Source organism: Ruminococcus gauvreauii, from assembly GCF_025151995.1.
GTDB classification, from domain to species: Bacteria; Bacillota; Clostridia; order Lachnospirales; family Lachnospiraceae; genus Ruminococcus_G; species Ruminococcus_G gauvreauii.
Genome location: NZ_CP102290.1, coordinates 4,061,796 through 4,081,952 on the forward strand (window position 1 = coordinate 4,061,796; position 20,157 = coordinate 4,081,952).

General features: G+C 46.4%; 16 protein-coding genes. 1 reads left to right on the forward strand and 15 read right to left on the reverse strand.

Features of this window, described 5'->3' with window-relative positions; translation table 11 throughout:
• Nucleotides 1-135: 135 nt before the first annotated feature.
• The 14 genes from NQ502_RS18950 to NQ502_RS19015 all read right to left on the reverse strand — a co-directional run bounded on the left by NQ502_RS18950 (nucleotide 136) and on the right by NQ502_RS19015 (nucleotide 18,248).
• The gene (locus NQ502_RS18950; protein WP_028528018.1) at nucleotides 136-2,853 is read right to left on the reverse strand and encodes a sensor domain-containing phosphodiesterase; all 2,718 of its coding nucleotides are present in this window, start codon (nucleotides 2,851-2,853) and stop codon (nucleotides 136-138) included.
• A 128-nt stretch (nucleotides 2,854-2,981) separates the two neighbouring features.
• A complete protein-coding gene (locus tag NQ502_RS18955; RefSeq protein ID WP_049898066.1) occupies nucleotides 2,982-4,127 on the reverse strand; it encodes a DUF6070 family protein in 1,146 nt (381 codons plus the stop codon).
• A 57-nt stretch (nucleotides 4,128-4,184) separates the two neighbouring features.
• Nucleotides 4,185-5,567: an ATP-binding protein gene (locus NQ502_RS18960; protein WP_028528019.1), complete on the reverse strand. Its 1,383-nt coding sequence runs from the start codon at nucleotides 5,565-5,567 to the stop codon at nucleotides 4,185-4,187.
• A gap of 23 nt (nucleotides 5,568-5,590) precedes the next feature.
• On the reverse strand, nucleotides 5,591-6,199 hold the full coding sequence (locus NQ502_RS18965; RefSeq protein WP_028528020.1) for a response regulator: 609 nt from the start codon (nucleotides 6,197-6,199) through the stop codon (nucleotides 5,591-5,593).
• Between the two features lie 128 nt (nucleotides 6,200-6,327).
• Nucleotides 6,328-8,520 carry a hypothetical protein gene (locus NQ502_RS18970; RefSeq protein WP_028528021.1) on the reverse strand — a complete coding sequence of 731 codons (2,193 nt, stop codon included), beginning with the start codon at nucleotides 8,518-8,520 and terminating at the stop codon, nucleotides 6,328-6,330.
• A gap of 2 nt (nucleotides 8,521-8,522) precedes the next feature.
• Nucleotides 8,523-8,843 (reverse strand): hypothetical protein, encoded by a 321-nt coding sequence (locus NQ502_RS18975; RefSeq protein ID WP_028528022.1) that lies wholly within the window; start codon nucleotides 8,841-8,843, stop codon nucleotides 8,523-8,525.
• 90 nt (nucleotides 8,844-8,933) lie between these two features.
• Nucleotides 8,934-9,128, reverse strand: a complete 195-nt coding sequence (locus tag NQ502_RS18980; RefSeq protein ID WP_028528023.1) for a hypothetical protein — start codon at nucleotides 9,126-9,128, stop codon at nucleotides 8,934-8,936.
• A 30-nt stretch (nucleotides 9,129-9,158) separates the two neighbouring features.
• On the reverse strand, nucleotides 9,159-9,677 hold the full coding sequence (locus NQ502_RS18985; RefSeq protein ID WP_028528024.1) for a zinc ribbon domain-containing protein: 519 nt from the start codon (nucleotides 9,675-9,677) through the stop codon (nucleotides 9,159-9,161).
• Nucleotides 9,678-9,689: 12 nt separating this feature from the next.
• Nucleotides 9,690-9,941, reverse strand: coding sequence for a hypothetical protein (locus NQ502_RS18990; RefSeq protein ID WP_028528025.1), 252 nt, complete (start codon nucleotides 9,939-9,941; stop codon nucleotides 9,690-9,692).
• Between the two features lie 33 nt (nucleotides 9,942-9,974).
• Nucleotides 9,975-10,865, reverse strand: coding sequence for a M48 family metallopeptidase (locus NQ502_RS18995; protein WP_028528026.1), 891 nt, complete (start codon nucleotides 10,863-10,865; stop codon nucleotides 9,975-9,977).
• Entirely contained in the window at nucleotides 10,862-14,374 is a 3,513-nt protein-coding gene (locus NQ502_RS19000; RefSeq protein WP_049898067.1) for a TIR domain-containing protein, read from the reverse strand. Before NQ502_RS19000 ends, NQ502_RS18995 begins: the two co-directional genes overlap by 4 nt.
• 24 nt (nucleotides 14,375-14,398) lie before the next feature.
• Nucleotides 14,399-16,309, reverse strand: a complete 1,911-nt coding sequence (locus NQ502_RS19005; RefSeq protein ID WP_028528027.1) for a hypothetical protein — start codon at nucleotides 16,307-16,309, stop codon at nucleotides 14,399-14,401.
• A 143-nt stretch (nucleotides 16,310-16,452) separates the two neighbouring features.
• The gene (dtd, locus tag NQ502_RS19010) at nucleotides 16,453-16,899 is read right to left on the reverse strand and encodes a D-aminoacyl-tRNA deacylase (RefSeq protein ID WP_028528028.1); all 447 of its coding nucleotides are present in this window, start codon (nucleotides 16,897-16,899) and stop codon (nucleotides 16,453-16,455) included.
• Nucleotides 16,896-18,248 carry an AI-2E family transporter gene (locus NQ502_RS19015; RefSeq protein WP_028528029.1) on the reverse strand — a complete coding sequence of 451 codons (1,353 nt, stop codon included), beginning with the start codon at nucleotides 18,246-18,248 and terminating at the stop codon, nucleotides 16,896-16,898. The genes dtd and NQ502_RS19015 overlap by 4 nt, the downstream gene beginning before the upstream one ends.
• 347 nt (nucleotides 18,249-18,595) lie before the next feature.
• Here NQ502_RS19015 and NQ502_RS19020 point away from each other — a divergent pair, with 347 nt between their 5' ends.
• The gene (locus NQ502_RS19020) at nucleotides 18,596-19,327 is read left to right on the forward strand and encodes a tRNA lysidine(34) synthetase (protein ID WP_028529766.1); all 732 of its coding nucleotides are present in this window, start codon (nucleotides 18,596-18,598) and stop codon (nucleotides 19,325-19,327) included.
• Nucleotides 19,328-19,332: 5 nt separating this feature from the next.
• Here NQ502_RS19020 and NQ502_RS19025 read toward each other — a convergent pair whose 3' ends face one another.
• On the reverse strand, nucleotides 19,333-19,959 hold the full coding sequence (locus NQ502_RS19025; protein WP_028529765.1) for a cytidylate kinase-like family protein: 627 nt from the start codon (nucleotides 19,957-19,959) through the stop codon (nucleotides 19,333-19,335).
• Nucleotides 19,960-20,157 lie beyond the last annotated feature (198 nt).

The window sequence follows — 20,157 nt, forward strand, 5'->3', positions numbered from 1 at the left end:
GTACGCAAACCTCCCGGTTTACTACAAGCTCCGATGTTCTGTTTTTAAACATAAATAATCTCCTTAACATTTACAGTGAAACTACCATTATAGAGTATCACAGATATGGCAAAAAGGAAACTGGAAATAAAAACACTAATGATCAGAAGTATCCTTCACATACTGCGACTCGTATTCATCAGTGGGAATCGGCCTGCTGAAATAAAATCCCTGCATGACTTCGACTCCGCAGGATTTCAGCAGTGCCAGCTGCTCTTCACTCTCAATGCCCTCTGCGACAACTCTCGTTCCAAGCTTGGCACACAGCTCAACGATAGATTTTACAATAGACTGTGCCCTCTGGTTTCCATCCAGGTTGGCGATCATGCTTCTGTCCAGCTTCAGAACATCAAACGCCACGGAAGACAGCAGTTCAAGGTTGGCATATTCTGTGCCGAAATCATCGAGTGCAACGTGAAAACCTGCCTGCTGAATCTCGCTGATCAGATCAGAGATGTTGATTCCCTCGACCTCGCAGACACTCTCTGTCACTTCTATCTCAAGAAGACTGGGAGATACGTTGTACTTTTGGCAGATCTCTGTCAGGTGCTCCGCGAAAGAAAGCTGTGCCAGCGAAAAGCGGGAAAAGTTGACTGAAACCGGAAATATGGTTTTACTCTGATCCGCCCAGCTGCTGATACGCGTACAGACAAATTCAAACACATAAAAATCAAGCTTGCTGATCAGCTGAGTTTCTTCAAGCAGCGGAAGAAAGCTTGCCGGCATCAGGAGTGATTCCTTCTCCGGCTGGTAGCGGATCAATGCTTCGGCGCCTACCATTGTATAATCGCTTGACGATACTTTCGGCTGCAGATACACAACGAAATGGTCGCTGAGGAGCTCCTGCTGCAAAACGTGAGGATCCGCAAGCCGAAGCACTTCATCGCTGTGATGACGGTAACGGTTGGATGCCGAATGATTACGGTAATATTCTTTTTTATCTTCGTACATTTTGGCATCAGCATCGGAGATCAGCTGCTGGATATCCTGATACTGTTCTGCCCATTTTGCACCGATCGCCGCATGTATCAGCTCATCACTCTGAAAAGTGAGCCTGAGTTTGCGCACATTGTATTCGAATTGCTCACGGGGTATATGCTGACATATGATTACAAATTCATCCCCTCCGATGCGATAAAACTGTCCCTGTTCAAAAACCTGTTTCATCCGCTTTGCACATTCGGCGAGAATCTTATCGCCGAAAGCATGGCCGTGGCGGTCATTGATATCTTTCAGTCCGTTGACATCCAGATAAATGATGCCGACCGGATGCGTATGTTTCGTAAGTGCTTCCACATCTTTCATATAACGGTTGCGGTTATAGAATGAGGTCAGCATATCATGGTAGCTCAGCAGCGACAGCTGTTTTTCATTCTCTGAACGGCGCTTTGCAAGCAGCAGAAAATAACACAGTGTCTGCAGCAGCGGGCCGATGTTCTGCATCTTGTCCGCCGGAGGATTATCGACACCGATACAGCCTTCCAGCGTTCCCCCGTGTTCCAGAGGAGCGACCACAAGGCTTCGAATATCCTGTTCTTTCAGGACGTGATATTCATCCGGTGAGCTCTCTTTTATCAGTTCAATATCTTCGATTTCCACACAACCCTGGGTTTCAAAATAGGGGTACCAGCGTTCAATCAGGGATAACGGTACTGCCTGCAGAAATTCCTTCTGCGGAGCGACATGTTCTGCACACCATTCGTAATCATTGTAAAGCAGATGGTCCCTGATATTAAAGATATAAGAACGGTCTGCACAGAGAAACTTCCCCAGATGTCTGAGAACCTGATCGACAGCGACGTCAAAGTCGTGCTCCTGATACAGGGTACGTACACATTCCATCACCATCTTTTCTGCATTCAGCGTGTATTTCAACAGAATCTTTTCATTCTCAGACTCTGTGGTGTCAAACGCGATTTCCATCCGGGCATTTCTGCCATCCCATTCAATCAGCCTGTCCTTCAGCAGATAGTGCCTGCCGATAATGGGATTCGTGAATTCCCAGGTATATATTTCTCCTTCTTTCAACAGATGATTCGTGCAGAACGGACAGGGAGCATCCTTTCCCTGCAGGACCTGATAACATTTCATACCCGGCTGAAATTCATCCACGCCGAAATTGCGCTGCCCTGCCTCATTTAAGAACAGCAGTTCATAATTTTCGATGTCTGCCACGTACAAGAGTTCCGAGATATCATTCATGGGTGCCTGCAGCTGTTTTGACATGGTGGAAAGATACTCACTCTTTCTCCTGTTTTCATCCTCTGCCTCTTTCAGTGCGAGCTGCCGTTTGTTCTGGGCGGCAGTAAACCATGCCGTGATAAGAGCTGCCGCAACACAGAGCACGGTAAGTACAAGGAGACCAGCAGCGGCCTGCCGTACCACGCGCTCGGAATATTTTTCTGCTGCAGCAACCGTTTCATTTGCAAGCGTGAAATACTCTTCACTGCTTTCGAAAAGAAGTGCTCTGTCCTCCCCCTGGCGTACCTCGGATATCTCACTTTTGATATCTTCCCACTTCTCCTGCTGGGCCGCCATACATTCCTGAAACTCCCTGCTGTTCAGTCTGATCAGGTTATTATCCCCCTCACCCGTCAACAGTTCGGTGATGATACTGTCCAGCTGTCTGATAAGTTCATCGTTTGGCTTATGTAGCAATTCCTGTTTGATCAGTCTTTGTGTTGCTCCCCGGACAACACCTGCATAATTGATCACGCGTGCATTTCCCTGCAGCCGGTAAATGGAAGTGATTGCCAGAATCCCGGAACAGATAAATGCCAGTGATAATAAGATGGGGATGCGTTTCTTCTGCATAATTTAATATAAATGCCTCCGACATATTAATCTGAAAATCTTCAGTATGTTATAAGATTTATTATACCACAGACTAACAATTAATGAAATTGTTTTTATATTGACTCACAATTCTGACAGAGGTATTTTTATGGTTTGAGCATCCTGTTTTTCAGATATTCTGCGGTACCATTTTCTTTTATCCTCAGCGTTACCTCATGTGAGAAGGAACAATCCGTTCCGTTTTCTTTCGAGACGGCGTCAACAGTCAGTGTCACACTGCCGTCAGAATTTTCAGCAATTTTTACAACTTCCGGAAACGGAGGGAACGCAAGCTGCTTCGTGTCGCATCCCACCTGATTCCACACATATACACAGGAATCCGGCAGCGTTTTCATCTGCTGCGGGGTAATGGGAAGGTGTGATAGAAAAGTTTCTTCAAATACAGCTTCCGGTATGCCGTCCGGGAAATCGTCTTCTGTCGGCCAGCTGCCGGTATCCATCTGATAAAATGCCGGAAACAGACCGGTAAGCTCCAGCCGAGTAACCGTATCTGCATTCCAGTCAGTATAAAGCAGATCGCTGCAGGCATATCCGACCGGTAATATATACTTTTCTCCAAATTCCCGACACTCATCAGACAATGGGAGCACGCGGACCAGAGAGTGCATATCCATCTCCTGATTGATGGACTTTGCCTTCTCCGTAAACAGCCAGCCTTTTTCCGTATAGTTCCATTGATATGCCTGATAACACTGCTGATAATAAAGATGTGGTTCGTTCGTACCCGTCCAGTCTGTCCGGGTGTTGATGACGGTCAATATACCCTCTGAAAAAGAAAGTGCATACCGGGACAGCCCTCCGCCTGACAGCACTGTGTAATACTCGGCGGTGACTTCTTCTCCCTCCTTCGCCCGTCTCAGGCACTCATCAAGCTTCTGATAATTGAGCATGTTGCAGTCAAAATAACTGCAGCCGACGGGATAACCGTTCTCACCGAGACGGTTTACGATCCGGTGGATCGTATCAAGGTCAAGCACAACATTTGAAGCTGTTCCTTTGTCCGCATTTGCATACAGGTCTGCGTACAATTCTGCCGCCGATATACAGCTTTCCGCTTCCTGTTCTTTTACATCTGGTTTCATGGAAATCTCTTTGATCTGTGTGCTATCTTCTTCCTGCGACGCAGGCATCGATGACTCGCCTGTTGTTTCGGGAGCGTCAGATTCACGGCATCCGAAGAGAAACAGTATAAAAGCAGCGCATATTGCTAAAATAATTACTTTTTTATTCATCTGCTTGTCCTTTCTGGTATTGCATGTATAGATTATACAGCAAACAGAAAAGGCATGCTAGGAGTTTTTACGGATACGGCTGAGAGGGAACCACAGTGTGAAAGTAGTTCCGGAAGACAGCGTGCTTCTCACAGTTATTTTTCCGTTATGTGCCTGTAAAATGCTCCTGCAGAAAGACAGACCCAGGCCGTAATTGACGCCCTCCTTTTTTGTCGTGTAAAACGGTGTAAAGATCTGCGGAATCCTGTTTTCGGGAATTCCTTTTCCTGTGTCGGTCACCGACACGGCATAAGACCACTGCAGACGCCTGTATCCGCCTGCCACAGTTATCGTTCCTCCTTCAGGCATTGCTTCACATGCATTCAGAAAAAGGTTATAGAATGTTTCTTCCATGCCAAACGAATCACAGCACAAAATAACGTCGGGGTCCACACTGACAGATATGACAATATTTTTAAGATCCGGTTCACACCTTGAGAGAGATTTCTCTATAAGCGCAGACATCCGAATTCTGTCGGAAGCTCTTACCGTAGTCTTTAAAAATTCTTGTGTTTTGCTGGTAAACATAAGAAGCTGATGAGAAGCGCCGCGGATGATGTCCAGCTCCCTCTGGTTTTCGGCAGGCACTTTCTGTTGAAGGATATCAACACACCATTCGATTTTGGAAGCCTGGTTTTTAATCATATGATTGATGTAATGGGTATTCCTGTCCACGGAATCAACATCCATATTCCAGGGTTCCCGAACCAGGCGGAAGCGGAACCCCATGATTCCTTCGCGATAGATAATCAGCAGATAATAGACCAAAACAGCCAGGGAAAGATATCGGTTTGCTTTCCAGACTTTCATATATTTTGTAAAATTAAGGGAATGTATGATAAAGATTGTGCACAGCCACCAGTAATAAGGGGGGATTAGTACTTCCATTCGCAGTTTTTTCCGCCGCCTGACGGTGTCAGTTTCCTCGGAGCGGATGCTGCGGATCATGAGCAGTGATCCGAACATGCCATAGCCAAGATTGAACGCGGACATACAATACCAAAAGTCACGCCGTTGAAGCTGATAATATTTGTAATGAACTGGTGCATATCGGATGGTCAGAATCACGACAATCAGCCCTGTCATGATCCGGACTGCATGAAAAAGTTTCGGATGTGTTTTATCTGTTTCAGAAAAATACATGGCAAGCATGATAAAGCAGTAAGGAGTTCCGAGATACAGGACGGCAGTCAGACAGCTGTTGATTCCTGTATAAAAGCTTTCTGAAACAGCAGGATGGAGTTTTAGAAGATGCGGAACAACAGAATCCATGAAAAATTCTTTCAGCGTGCCGATCGATGTGATCAGAAAACACATTGCGCACCAGACATTCACTTTATTCTTTCGTCCCGAGAAAAAGACGGCGGCGGAAACACCCCAGAGGACAATCGTAAAAAACATAATCTCCACTCCTTCTCAATGGATTAATCGATGTTAAGACTCATCAGATTCGGATAGTTTTTAAACACATGAAATAAATCAGACGGCTTCTCGACCCCCAGCTTCTGGACGATAGAGGAAATCTGATTGGATTTTGTTTTGGCAGTAGAATGTATCTCCACGTCGTAACCCAGGTAATTCATTAAAGTGTACCGCTCAGCAAAGGTCAATTTTTTTAAAAGTGATGCGCAGATATAGATTCCTTCCGGATTCCGCTCATAAAAGACATCCCGGATCGCAGACAGCAGCATCACATGATTGCTCTTGTAGAGATAACCTGAGGCAAACGCATCCATACTGGATCTCATAACGATACCGGGGGATTCATATGCGGTGAGAATCAGGATTTTCGCATCCGTCTGTCCGCGTATTTTTTTTGCGATCCGCACACCATCAAATTCATCTTCCTCAAGATTCCCGGACAGATTGAGATCCAGAAGGACGACATCGGCATGCTGTGCGGCATCCGTTATGATATCGTCGGAGACCTCCCCATATGTGCCAGCTATTATCATATCCTCAGCGATGGACAGTTTTTTGCAGATCAGGTAGGCAAAATCCTGATCATCCTCGATAATCATAACTCGTATCATTGTGAATCCCTCCCCTGAAAAGCCATTCGGCAATTCCGTATAAGTATATTATACAGAATGTCAAATGGCTTTCCAATCAGTTTTTGCAAAATTCTACTTTTCCTAAGTCCGGGCACAGTTTGCTCCGATTATTCTAACGCTGTGTATTTATCATAACTCTTGAACAGCATACCCGGCTGTTCTTCATCCGCCAATAAGCTTCGTTCCATTAACGTAAGTCCGGCTTTTTCAGCCAGAGCGTCTCTTTGTGTTTTTCCTGACTGAAAGGTGATCCATCTGAGCATCATCGTATATCCATCTGAAATCCATTCACTGTAAGCAGGAATATTTCCGGATGCATTTTTTGTAAGCGCCTCTACGATATCCCAGGATGCCACATCCACGCCCATGGTATCCCTGTCACCTGTATAGTTGGCGGCGATCTCCAGTAGATCCAGGACACTTTTTAATCCCAGCACCTGCAGCTTTCTGACAGAATCCAGCTTGTCGTACTCGCTTTTCATTTTTTCGATAGCCTTTTTCAGAATAACATCATTTGTAATCGTCTGATCATTACCGGTATCTTCTGAAGCCGTATAATTCACGAGAGGGTTAACTGCGGAAAGGGGGGTGGAAGTTCCCATCTGTGCTTCTGCAATCTCATATAATTTCTCTTTCAACCAGTCAAGATTTTGAAAATTATATTCGGCACCTTCGTTTGGAAGTAATTGCCAAAACACTGCTATCAGGCGTTTATATGCCGCATTGAGCATTGGCGTATCGGCATCTTTATTTTTCAGGATCTTTTCGGCATTTTCTATCTCAGTTTTCAGGTTGATCATACTGGCCGTTGTAAAATATGGTTTGTATAATTTTAAATCATATCCGCCATATTCCAGATAGATCCGGCTAAGCTTTATCAATGCGGTAAGCTGGGTGGGATCTGCCAGCTTATTTTCTGCTTCCAAAAGCAGATCATAAGCGGCGTCAACCTCTTCCTGGGTAGCATTCTCATTGCGAAGCACACTGTTTGCGGTCTTCTTGGCTGTCAAAAAACGCTTCCACGATGTTTCCATAAAGGGTTCGCTGTCGGTGCCTTTTCTCTGGTTTTTGTAACTGCTGTCGGCATTCTCATACAAATTTTTTAATCTTTCCTTATCCACCTCTGGTTTTTCCGGCTCAGGTTCCGGATCAGGCGCCGGTTCGGGTTCGGGCTCCGGTTCGGGCTCCGGCTCGGGCTCCGGTTCGGGTTCGGGCTCCGGCGGATTCGGTACAGGATTGCCTGGTACAAACGTATATCCCGGAGGCATCGGGGGAATAAATCCAAAGGTTCCCCAGAAATCATAATAATAGCCTTTAAAGGTACCCGGTTCACCAGTAGTACTGTCCAGCCACTCAGCGATCCATATCGGGCTATAGTCACATCGATACCCATCAACGTCTAAATACCCACCTGGAGTATAAAGAAATAAGCTGTCTGCGAGAATAGACCCCTCCCCTCCAAAATAATACCAACTGTACAAAGGGTCATTGAGATCAATTCTCCATCCTGCACCGCCATGATATTCATCCTTTTCCGGATCCGGAGGCGCCAGCTCTGCATTTCTTCTTATATCAAAACGATATCCATTTGCGGTAACGCCTTGTATCCAGTTCCCGTCGATACTAAGAATCTCTGAATAGGCAAAGGGCAAAGTGATGGACGCTGCAGCAGCAGGAGCTGATTTACTGATTGCTTTCGGCTGTTTGACCGCACCATTTTCGCTTACATCTTTGGGCGTGGTCTTTTCAGCTGCAGGATCAGGGGTATCTTTTGGCTTTTCGGCAGAGATGCCGGCAGCAGTATCTTCGGCAGCAGCATCCTCTGTGCCGGATTCCTTCGTCTGAGGATCATCAGCGCCGGCTTCCTCTGTTTTGTTCTCCTCAGATGTGACTTCTTTTTCTTTGTTCTCCTCTTCCTTGTTCCCCGCTGTTTCTGCAGAAGGTTCATGATTCGTTGAATCCGGGTCAGTTTTTTGGGAATCAGGGTTTTCAGCATCGGGGTTCTTAACATCAGATTCCGCAGTAACAGATTTATCTGCGGCGGGTTCTGCAGTTGTTTTCTCAGCCGCATCGGGAGAAGGCGCTTCATGCTTTTCTGCCGTATCTTTCGCTTCATTTACAATCGCTTTCACTGTTTCTGCTTCCTGGTCCTTTTGCGTGTTTTGTTCAGAAAGGTCGGATAAGGGTGCAGATTCTGAAGCCGATGGTACAGAATCGGCAGCTACGGCGAGCGCACTATTTGAAACCAGCATAGCAAATGTTAATCCAAACGCTAAGATGCGCATACAGTATTTTTTCATGCTCACACCTCCTTGTCATGCAAGGTGCCTGCGATCATACACGCCAGCTCCGTTGCTTCAGCATCAATGTCTCTGTCTTTTGCCGATACCGTGATGCAGAAGGAATGTCCGTTTTGTACGGTATGTAAGGTTAACTGAAGACACTCATTGTCCGGATTATAATGTGTCATGGCCAGATACACGGCCTGCCCAAGTTCGGCATATCCGGAAGAAATGATAGGGATCTCGTTGCTTTCTGTCAGCGCTTTTTGATAAGCTTTTTTGGTTGCGTCATCTGCCGCATTTAAAGAAAATCCATCCCCGGTAGAGGTCTCCATAAACATAAAGAGCAAATCGCCTAATCCGGCAGATGCTACAGCGGTTGAATCAACGTCCCCGCGCAGTATCTCCATCTCGCTCGGCAGATAAAATGCTCACTGATCGAGGACGATCTCTTTAAAATTTTCATTTTTCCATACAGTGTTTTCTGTTTCCTCTTCGGCAGTCTTCTTGATTTTTGGTTCTTTGTCTTTATGATCGGCATTAACGTAAGTAAAAGACACGAGAATCATACATACCAGGAAACCAAGCAACGGGTACTTTTTGAAACCGGTTTTTTTCCAATGCATACGATACTCCTTTCTACTACTCCTTGATAATCACACTTCCGTCTTGGCGCCGCATCCGCAGCAGAACCTGGCGCCCTCGGGAATGGAAGCGCCGCAATTGGTGCAGAAGCTTCCGGAAGCCTGTGTTGGTGCACTGTTCGCCTGCGGAGCGGTATACTCAATCTGGCGGATCGTCTGTTCGACAAACTGAATGACCTGTTCATCCAGCTGTGACTGCTGTACCATGCCTGTGATCTGAGTCAGCAGGACCGGCCATAAAAAGAATGCCGAAATAACAGAGGGAATCAGCTGTTGTCCGAAGATACCGACCTTTGCTGCCACGGAAACACCTCCCGTCATCGGAGTTAATTCTACATTTAAAGCAGTCTTCATTCCAAGAACGGCTTTGAATACGCCGCCTTTGCTGAGACTGAAATAATTGCCCATGGCGCATTCGCCCCGGCTGAAAGAATAACCAATACTCTGAAAATACTCTTCTGCCCTTGTAATGACTGCTTCATAATCCGTCAATGCGGTTGGTATAAATTTTGTTGAATTAAACGTACCCATATAAACACCCTCCTATTCCTTTGCAAGGGAACTCAGTTCATAGAGAACCGCCAGTTCACAGAGCAGATCTGTTACCAGTTTCTTTTCCTCTTCATCCAGTTTCGCATCCAGCCTCTGCAGATACGAGACGACCAGCTCCGCCTGCTCTCTGAGCTCGTCTGGTGTGATGATGTTGTCTGCGATCACTTTTTTGTAGCTTTCACGCTCCATTGCAAGCTCGTCAATGATCAGATAACCCGTTTCCTCATTAAATAGTTTTAACATGTCAGACCTCCGATTTCTTTTGAAAAATATCAGTTACAGTTTTTTTCCGCAGTTTCTGCAGAATGTCCATTCCTTTTCGACCGGTGCTGCACATCCCGGACAGATGCCATCATCAGGAGCTTCCTCGTGCATATAACGCATGATATTATGAAAATTTTTTGTACTGCACCAGTCCTGTATTTCGGCTGCGCGCACAGATAAAAAAGGATGGTTTTGATTCATCAGCGCCAGATACTGCAGCGCCTTATCCCAGGTGGAGCGGTTCAGGAGCTGCCGGTATTCTGCAGCCTGTTCCATATAAAGCCCCATATTGATCTGAGAAGAGATTTTCTGGCTTCCTGAAGCTAACAGGGACATCACGCGCGCTACCGACGCAGAATCCTCCATATAGATTGCCGCCGCCCGGTCGCAGGAAAATTCACTGCAGCGCTCCCAGTGAAACAGTGCAAACTGCAGCGCTGTTGTCAGCATATCCAGTCCGAGCAGATTTGCCCCGGTTCCGAGAACCATGCGTGCCATAGTATGGTACAGGACATGGTGACATGCAATATGGCCGCATTCATGTGCCAGAACGGTGCTGATTTCTTCCTCATTCATCAAGTCGACCAGACCGGACGTGACGGTAATGGAAATTATGGTATCTCCAAACGTATAGGCGTTCGGCGCCGGATCCATCTCCAGATAGAATTCCGGCTCCCGAATCCCCAGCTTTTGACAGATCGGCGGAAGCAGCCGGTACAGATCGGGAAGCTGCCCGTCACTGATACGTATTTTGTTGGACATGTTAAGGCCATGAATCATATTTTCATTGAAGACCTTCATGAATGCTTTCAGAGCCATGGAAAAGCCGGGAACCTGTTTCAGAGAATCCAGCGCAGACTTGTCCTGCGGGTGATAATAGTCTCTTGGATTTGCACTTTTCATGGGTTTTCCTCCTTCGTTTTTGTAAGCCATACGAGATATTGCTCTTCGATCGCATCCCGTGTGCGCTGTGAACAGGGTTCATCTAAAAATCTGGTGCCAATAACCGCCTGTTCGGCGCCCTGCAAGTGGACCGTGTAAAAGGTATAAACGTCACCTTCTGATTTTCGGCAGAATGTCAGATCGACAGGCGGGCGGTATCCATCACTCAGGATAGCTTCCAGCCTGGAAAGAACTTCACTTGTCAGATTCGGATGTTCCGAATAATTCCATGTGCCGATTTCGATCAGGATATCATCATTTTGTATGCCCAGCCGCTCAGCCTGCGAGCCTTCAATAATTTCCTGCATAATGATCAGATAGCTGGTCTGTTCTATGACCTTGCCTCTGCTGTCATAATAAATGGTTTTTATTTTAGAACCAGCGGAGTCATATTGATACTCCGTCCGGCTCGGGCAATCTTTGGAGCCTGGCAGGGGCTGACCGTTTGTTCCGAAGTAAGATTCAAAGACCGCGTTTCCACGGCTGTCATATTCGGTGGTTTTTGCTGTATAACCCGCGTTGGTAAGCACCGGCGCTCCGTCTGTACCATAGTAATCAATCCGTGTCACATTTCCAAAAATATCATATTCATAACTGGCCTTTGCATAATTATTCTGAGTCATACATAACTGCTCGTTCTCATCGTAATAGGCTTCCTCAAGGCGGTTTCCGCGGTCATTATAGCGATACGCAACAATAGCATATTGGTATGCATTATCAGAACTGAGCCGGCCTTCCTTGTCCAGATAAGCCCTTTTAGCTTCATTCCCCCTTTGGTCGTATGCAAAAATGATTTTTGCAGGATAATCAAGGCTGCAGGGCTGCCCGGATGCATCAAAATATGCAACCTGGGTATAACGGTCTTTTTCATCATAGACAATCTGTTCCGATGCATAGCCTTCCACATCAGTGAGCTTTCGATTTACATCATACAGGCGGGTGTCAGTCCTGCGGTCTTTCTCATCATAGGTGTAGACATAATATGCAATGTTTTTGTTGTTATAGCAGGGATTGCCCTGATCATCCAGAAAGCTTTTTTCAATCAGGTTCCCGCGCGTATCATATGTGTACAGGATTGTCCGATATCCATTTGGCGTGTGATGCTGCAGTGAATACTGTGTATTGCTGATGCAATTTCCATAGGCATCATACTGCAGCTCTTCTGTACAATAACCGTCCTTGCAGTCTGCAGGTTTTTCGAGCTCATTATAGTAGGCGCGAAGGATCGTATTTCCATATTCATCGTATTGATATTTTGCCATGGCATATCTCTTATCAGGAAGCCGCACCAACTGTTCGTCTACGCCGTAATACTCCTCCTGAATACAATTCCCTTTTTCGTCGTACTGCATCACGACCTTATGATAGCCGCTGCTGTTGATGGCAGGCTGAAGGCTTTGGTCATAGTAAGAGATAGAGGTTTGATTTCCTTTTTCATCGTAAGTATAGACAGTCTGATGATATCCGGAACTGTTTACGCATGCCTTTTGATTCACATCATAGACATTTTTCTGGATCAGATTGCCTTTCCGGTCATAAGACCATATGACGGAAGAGCAGCCGGTATTCTCGTGAGTCGGATTTCCGTCGGCAGCGAAGTACCGTTCACTGGTCAGGCGGCTATTCTCATCGTATTCTCTTCGGATGGAGGCGATACCGGAACTGGACGTAGACGGCTGACCGCCCGTGTCATAAAAAGAAATCTCTGTGTTACAGCCACTTTCATTATACTCGGCTCTTGTTCCGCAGATGGCAGTATTATCATACGTCAGCTCCCCGTCGGCATCATAGTACCAGGTTTCTCTGAGATTGCCATCAGCATCAAAGAGACACTCAACCTGAGCATACCCGTCTTTCCCGTTTACCGGGTTCATGGAAACATCATAGTAAATCTGTCTGGTAATATATCCGTGTTCATCGTAGGTTTTCTCCGACGCATGGACGCCTTGTTCTTTTTCAGCAACCGGCGTCCCATTAGGGGAGTAGACCTGATACAAGGTCTGGAAACCGCGGCCGTCATATCGGGCTTTTGCTTTTGCATAACCGAGATGATTATAATCCGGTTCACCGTTTTCGTTAAAATATTCCTCCTGTATACAATTACCGTACGCGTCATACTCCGCGTGATAGCGGGCATAGCGATCTTCACCTCTCACCGGCTGTCCTGCCGAATCCAGAAAAATCACATCTGTCAGATTACCGGTGCTGTCATAGGTAAATGTTCTTGCAGCGACTCCATGTCTGGAGCTTCGGGGACTGCCGTTTTCATCCAGATATATTATTTTTAAAACCCGCCCTTTTTCATCACGTTCATACTGCATTCCACAGATACCGCTGCTGTCACTGGCAGGGGTGTTCTGATTATCTCTCATAAACTGCACCTGGATCAGATAACCGTGCTCGTCGTATGTATTGATATGCCGCGTGATTTCACTTTTGCTGTCCTGTGGAAGTCTCCCCTGATCTGTATACAGGGTGTTCTTCAGACTGGTCTGGTCTGAGGAGAGCGCTGACGTCTGGCTGCTGTCAGCGGCCTGCAGAAAATCAACGGCCTTTAAATTGGAAGTGTAGTCCTTTACAAGCAGTATCGTCTCATGCCGGTTCCGGTATTCCGCTCTGGAGATACGCCTGCCTTCATAATAGAAGCAGACAATCATAGGATTTTCTGTCATGAAATCATTTTGTTGAAGCATTGTCGGAGTTCCGGCAGAATTAACATGCTCAAGTCTGGTGACACGCCCCATCTGTGTGACGATGCGGTAGCAGTCGAAGCTTTTTTTCCGCTGGTTGTAGGATAGTTTCCCGATCCCCTGCGGAACTTCATTCTGATAGACAAAATCCTGATAATAGCTGCAGTGGGGAACATAGTACCAGATTCCGGCAAAGGAAAGTACTGCCGCGACACAGACCGCGGCAGCGGTTGCAATACGCCGCCTTTTGCGCCGTTTCCGGTCACGCATCACGAGTTGGTCGAATTTGAGGTTCAGAAGTGTCGCTACGACACGCAGGAACGCCTTGTGTTTTCCAAGCTCATCTACGCTGATGCCGAGAAGCTCCGTGGACATCTCTTTTTTGAGCGCTTCCGGGTAACATTCCCTGTCGATGTCTTTTGAAAACGGTTCCCCCTCCACAATAAAGGGAATGATATTATCTTCCTGCCCCAGCTCTATAAAATGCTGGATTTCTCTGCTGACCCATTCGGAGGATGCACTTTTGGGTGAACAGATAACAATCAGATACTGTGATTCCTCAAGCTCTTTATGCAGGGCGTTTAATACCTTGCCGCCGGTGAGATCGGTCTTATCTCTGAATACGGGGTAGATTTTTTTCGGCACATTTAAGTTGTTTTTGCGGATGACGGATGGAATATGATATGTCTCCAACTGATTCTGCAGCCATTTTGCCCAGTGTTCATCTTCCCGCTTATAGCTGATAAATGCATAATAGCTGTACTGCTTCTTCTCCGTCATAAAAATTCCTCCTCCCAAAATGTATCAGAGTTTTGTGAGACAGTATCCGGCAATGTTTGCAATGCGTTCCATATTTCGGATGAAATGCTCATCGAGGCGTTGATAGTCGATGTTGTATTGTTTGCTGACAGCAGGCAGTTCCTCCCAGGGAACGAGACAGGCATGACGCTTGCTGTACAGATCCTTGGTTTTTCCCGAAGGAAGTGACAGCTCGTCACCTACCTGCCAGCCTCTCACATAAAATGACGCTGACCAACGGAGATGTTCGCCATATGCCAGGTTTTGTATGGTTGCCGGATTCTTTTCTGCAAATTCTTTAAAATCGCTCTCACCTGTGCCGTCCAGCAGCCGATAGCCAATGCTGAAGAGCTTCAGCGGCATATGAAGGGCCAGATTTCTGCTGGACTGCTTTTCAAAGACAGAGGCAGTCTGCCAGCTCTCTCTGGCTTCACGTCTGGACATGCCATAGAAGACGCCGTAATACTCATGAATTGCCATAGCAAGCCGGTCAAGGCTTTCCTGCAGAAGAATCGTTTCACTGTATAGCTGCTCTTCTGTTCCAAAGCAGATTCCATGTGCTGTCTGATCAAAGACAGTCGATGTATGAACTCGGTAAAAAACCTGGAAAGCAGGTAACAGGTTTCGAAACGCTGCCGCTGTTCTCCGGTTCACAGAATCATCCCCGTACACACAGAAAACACCATGAAAGGATGCAGCATTTTCCTGTAGCCATGTGAAAAACTTATTTCCGAAAGGAAGGGCATTGATACAGACAATGTCGGCCACCTGAGAAATCTTCGGGTTCATATATTTAAAAGACGCCGCTTTATCTTCTATACCATCGTCCAGCCAGAAAAGCTTCAGGCGGCAGCCTTTAAACTGCATCTCCGTGATCAGATTCCGGCATATCCAGACGGAAAGCGGAGAATATCCCATGACAGCAAACCGGATTTCCATCGGAAGGCATCCCTTTGAAAAGTCAGTGTCTTTCAAAAAATACCAAAGCGGATATTCCGTGAGCAGTAGCCGGGAGGCCAGCTCTTCCAGGTCAGACCAGTGCAGATCACAGGACGGCGGACACGCAAGAGACATCATTTCCTCGGATTCTTCATAGCTTACGAGCACGTGCAGCTGTACCCGATTCGGATAGTCCGGCTGTGATGTCAGCGCACCGCAAATGATCCTGGCGGTCTCGGCATTTTCGGAAGTATTGGTACTTGCCGCAATCAGACAGATGGGTTCTGGACATTTTCTTTTTGGAAAACAATAAGTTGAAATGGTTGAAATACCGGAACCATTGTTTTTGAAGGTACTTCGGATACATCCAAGGTTCATAATGGCCTGAATTTCTGAATGTTCCATCTGATCCAGCTCTTCTCGTTTCAGAAGAAGCAGGATTGGATTTTTGGGATGCTGCTTTCGAAGATCCTGAATCAGTGTCAGTATTTCCCTGCGGTAACCGCAGATGATAAAAAATTTTTTACGGGAACCCAGAAGCCGCAGAAACTGCAGCCGGATATTACTGAGTACACCACCGCCGATCACAGACAGTACCACGATAGCCAAGGAGAAGACTGCAAGCAGCAGAACGAATCCATAGATCACACGGTAGATCAGAACATCTCCGATTACCCCAAGCTCTCCTATATCCAGCTCCATCATAAACATACGACCAGTACTGACGAAAGACAGTGCCACCGATGATAGAAGATTTGCTGCTGAGAACTCCGAAGAATGCTGATCGGAAAAATCTGCCCCTTCACGAAAGTAATATCCGAACAGGTAGACGCCAAGTCCGAGAATGATGGCAATGCAAAAAAATTTGATAGAATTTCGTTCAAACCATACGGCGTGTTTCGTTAAGAAATAAACACCCAGGATAAACAGGGCAATGCACACCGCCCAGGAAATTAACACAATAACAATTGAATTCATATTATTAAATCTGTCAGCTGTCCGACAGTCCCCCCATATTGAAATTATTAAGCAACTTTTACTATTGTAATTAGTATACCATATCCTTTTTTATGAAAGTTCCCAAGAAATATGGGAAAGAAAAAAGGATGCCTTCGCATCCTTTAAAGAGTTGATTCGTCCAAGACAATCGTAAACGGTCCGTCATTGACAAGGGAAACCTTCATATCCGCACCGAAGCTTCCGCTCTCGACAACAGATACGCTTTCCTTTGCCTTCCGGATCATATATTCATAGAGAGGTTCCGCCATCTGAGGAGCTCCGGCCTCGATGAAACTCGGACGGTTTCCTTTTCTGCAGTTGGCATAGAGGGTAAACTGCGAGATCAACAGGAGTTCCCCGCCGACATCCTCCAGTGACAGATTCGTTTTCCCATTCTCATCCTCGAAGATACGAAGCGAGATCAGTTTTTTCAGATACCGGTCCGCCGTCTCACGGGTATCCTCGCCGGAAATCCCGATGAGAACAAGAAGTCCCTTCGAAATACTGCCGATCACTTCCCTCTCCACCGTTACCTTCGCCTCAGTTACACGCTGTATGACAAGTCTCATAACTCTTCTTCCTCCTGATCTCTGTCTTTTGTTTCCTCTTCCGGCATATCGTCATCTTTTCTTCTGGCTTTGCTGAACGGTTTGGAAGTATCAGGTTCCATCGTGTTCTGATACACGGGTTCATGTGTGTCCTGATCCAGATGATCGATGCCACGGTAGGAAGTCACATCTTCCGGCAGCTTTTTCTTTTTCAGCCGCTCCTGGATCCGGTCGCCGATGATCGTGCAGATGACCGCACAGACGGGGACACCCACGAACATGCCAAAGACTCCGAACAATCCTCCCCCGACCAGTATGGCAACGATAACCATGAAGCTCGACAGACCGGTGGTATCACCGAGAATCTTAGGACCGAGAAAATTCCCGTCAAACTGCTGCAGAACCAGGATAAAGATGATAAAGTAGAGGCACTGAAGCGGGTTGATCAGCAGGATGAGGAATGCGGACGGCACTGCACCGATATACGGTCCGAAGAACGGAATCACATTCGTGATTCCGATAATCACACTGATCAGCATCGTGTACGGCAGTTTCAGGATGCTCATACCGATGTAGCAGAGGAGCCCTATGATCATGGAATCAACGATCTTCCCCACAACAAAGCCTCCGAAAGTCCGGTCTACATACTGAAGGTCCCGGATCGTACGGTTTGCGTTCTCTGGTGTGCTGCGCAGAGCGTACAGAAACTGCTTCCCTCGTGCGATAAACATTTCTTTTCCATACAGCATGTATATAGAAATCATGGCGCCGATCAAAAAGTTCTTCAGAAATACCAGCACATCATAGATACCGGTAGAAAAGTTCCTGACGATCTCATTGATCTGCGGGAGCAGATCCTGGTTCAGCCATGTCTGCGCCTTGTCGGAGATCGTCGTAAACAGGCTGAGAGAATAGGCTTCCAGATTCGGGTTATCCTTCAGAAGATCCGTCACCCATGTCTCTGCCGTCCTGATATAACGCGGAAAATTCTCTACAATGTTGGTAATACTTTTGATCAGTTCCGGAACCATCATCGCGATCAGGCCGTAGATAACAAGGAAGAGAAGCAGAATTACGAAAATCACACAGATCATCCGAACCACTTTCTTCAGGCGTTCCGTAATCCTCCGTCCTATCTTTTTAATCAACCGGAAAAAGACCTGCTCTTCCAGAAAACGTACAAGCGGATTCAGAATGTAGGCGATGGCGGCACCGTAGATCAGCGGCTGTAAAATGCTGTATATTTTATTGAACAGCGATTTGAGGGAATCAACGTGAAAAATTCCAAAATAGAAAAGCATGGCGGCGGCGAGAACCACAAATGCCGTTGCGCCCCAGTATAAATATTTTTTGTCCCAGCGAAATTTCATATGATGTACCTGCTTTTAGTTAGTTTTACTGTTACTATTCACAGCCCACCACCCACATGCGCATTCGTCGCCTCTTTGAGGCTCCAGTCTCGCTCCATACGGAGCTAAGACTGCTTATGTGGGTGGAGTTCCTGCTTCGCAGGCTTGATATGGATGTACAGTCATCCTCTTACATGCAAGCATGACGAGTCTGTCTATATATCCATATCAGCTGTGAATAGTAACGTTTTTCTTATCATATCATAGTTTATCTGCTTTTTGGCATAGATATCATTAAAATTTTATAGTATAATTTTTTGTACCGGTTTCCACATCGGATGGACATAATTTACAAAGAGGAGGATCTTATGAAATTACAGCAATTACTCAGTTATACGCGGAAAGCCGTCGACGAATATCAGCTGATTGATGAGGGCGATAAGATCGCTGTCGGCATATCGGGCGGAAAGGACAGCCTGACCATGCTTTATGCACTGCATGGACTGAAGCGCTTTTATCCGAAATCTTTTACTATAGAGGCGATCACCGTCGATCTCGGTCATCCGGGCTTTGAACTCGGACGCATTCAAAAACTCTGTGAGACGCTCGAAGTACCCTATACGATTGTGCGAACGGATATTGCGAGGATCATCTTTGAGGAGCGGAAAGAATCCAACCCCTGTTCACTCTGTGCAAAGATGCGTAAAGGCGCACTGAACGAAGCCATAAAGAGAACCGGCTGCAATAAAGTTGCCTATGCCCATCACAAAGACGATATCATAGAAACCATGCTGCTCTCCCTGATCTTTGAGGGACGTTTCCACTCATTTTCACCCAAAACTTACCTGGACAGAATGGACCTGACTGTCATCCGCCCTCTGATGTTCGTTGATGAAATGGATATCAGGGGCTTTCAAAAGCTGTACGATCTTCCGGTAGAAAAGAGTCCGTGTCCCGCAGACGGTTATACGAAACGGGAGTATGCCAAAAATCTGGTAAAACAGCTGACAGCAGAAAATCCGGGGGCCAGAGAGAGAATGTTTTCCGCAGTACTGAACGGCAACATCCCCGGCTGGCCTCCCCGGATTAAAAAATCATAGTCTGATCATCGTTTTTCTTTTTCCTCAATCGCTCGCTTAATGAGTTCAATCGTGCCCTCTATGCCAAAGAGACCGCTGTCAATACTCATATTATAACTTCCGGCATCGCCCCATTTCTTGCTGCTGTAGTAATTATAGTAGCTGGCACGTTTTTTATCTATCTTGGTAATCTTATCTTTTGCTTTGGAATCCGTCAGGTCATACTTCGCGGCGATCTTACGGATTCTTGTTTTGAGATCAGCATGGATAAAGACACTCAGACAGTTGTCACGCTCCTCCAGCGCATAGTCAGCACATCTTCCAACCAGTACACACGGACCTTCATCGGCGATCGCTTTGATCGCGTTAAACTGTGCCAGAAAGACCTTCTGGTTAATCGGCATATCGGAAAAAGCTGCCGAGGTATAACCAAAAGAATAGGTATCCATGACCAGTGAGTACAGAAAACTGTTCGTCGGTTTTTCATCATGATTTTCGAAAAGCTCTTCACAGATTCCGCTGTCTTTCGCTGCTCTTGACAGCAATTCTTTATCATAATAAGGAATTCCGAGGTCTTCTGCCAGGCGCTTGCCGATTTCTCTGCCGCCGCTTCCATACTGTCTTCCGATTGTAACAATAGTATTTGTTTTCATATCGATACACATCCTTCCCCTGCAATGCATGTAGTGATTATTTGTAACTGTTCAGGACGGCGTATCTTCTTGACCGAAAAAGCCGGTCAAGAAGCATCGGATGTTCATCCCATGTGGAAATTGGTGCGTAAAAGCGACTTACAAGCAAGCTTGACGCAGCTTTCTGCACCAATTTCCCCGCCGTCCTGAACTGTTACG

Excerpts from the sequence above, each read along its gene's own strand:
- dtd (WP_028528028.1), bottom strand. The coding sequence starts at position 16,899 with ATGAGACTTGTCATACAGCGTGTAACTGAGGCGAAGGTAACGGTGGAG.
- NQ502_RS18950 (WP_028528018.1), bottom strand. The coding sequence starts at position 2,853 with ATGCAGAAGAAACGCATCCCCATCTTATTATCACTGGCATTTATCTGT.
- NQ502_RS19025 (WP_028529765.1), bottom strand. The coding sequence starts at position 19,959 with ATGAAAACAAATACTATTGTTACAATCGGAAGACAGTATGGAAGCGGC.
- NQ502_RS18965 (WP_028528020.1), bottom strand. The coding sequence starts at position 6,199 with ATGATACGAGTTATGATTATCGAGGATGATCAGGATTTTGCCTACCTG.
- NQ502_RS18990 (WP_028528025.1), bottom strand. The coding sequence starts at position 9,941 with ATGTTAAAACTATTTAATGAGGAAACGGGTTATCTGATCATTGACGAG.
- NQ502_RS18970 (WP_028528021.1), bottom strand. The coding sequence starts at position 8,520 with ATGAAAAAATACTGTATGCGCATCTTAGCGTTTGGATTAACATTTGCT.
- NQ502_RS18995 (WP_028528026.1), bottom strand. The coding sequence starts at position 10,865 with ATGAAAAGTGCAAATCCAAGAGACTATTATCACCCGCAGGACAAGTCT.
- NQ502_RS18955 (WP_049898066.1), bottom strand. The coding sequence starts at position 4,127 with ATGAATAAAAAAGTAATTATTTTAGCAATATGCGCTGCTTTTATACTG.
- NQ502_RS18975 (WP_028528022.1), bottom strand. The coding sequence starts at position 8,843 with ATGTTTATGGAGACCTCTACCGGGGATGGATTTTCTTTAAATGCGGCA.
- NQ502_RS19015 (WP_028528029.1), bottom strand. The coding sequence starts at position 18,248 with ATGAAATTTCGCTGGGACAAAAAATATTTATACTGGGGCGCAACGGCA.
- NQ502_RS18960 (WP_028528019.1), bottom strand. The coding sequence starts at position 5,567 with ATGTTTTTTACGATTGTCCTCTGGGGTGTTTCCGCCGCCGTCTTTTTC.
- NQ502_RS19000 (WP_049898067.1), bottom strand. The coding sequence starts at position 14,374 with ATGACGGAGAAGAAGCAGTACAGCTATTATGCATTTATCAGCTATAAG.
- NQ502_RS19020 (WP_028529766.1), top strand. The coding sequence starts at position 18,596 with ATGAAATTACAGCAATTACTCAGTTATACGCGGAAAGCCGTCGACGAA.
- NQ502_RS19005 (WP_028528027.1), bottom strand. The coding sequence starts at position 16,309 with ATGAATTCAATTGTTATTGTGTTAATTTCCTGGGCGGTGTGCATTGCC.
- NQ502_RS18980 (WP_028528023.1), bottom strand. The coding sequence starts at position 9,128 with ATGCATTGGAAAAAAACCGGTTTCAAAAAGTACCCGTTGCTTGGTTTC.
- NQ502_RS18985 (WP_028528024.1), bottom strand. The coding sequence starts at position 9,677 with ATGGGTACGTTTAATTCAACAAAATTTATACCAACCGCATTGACGGAT.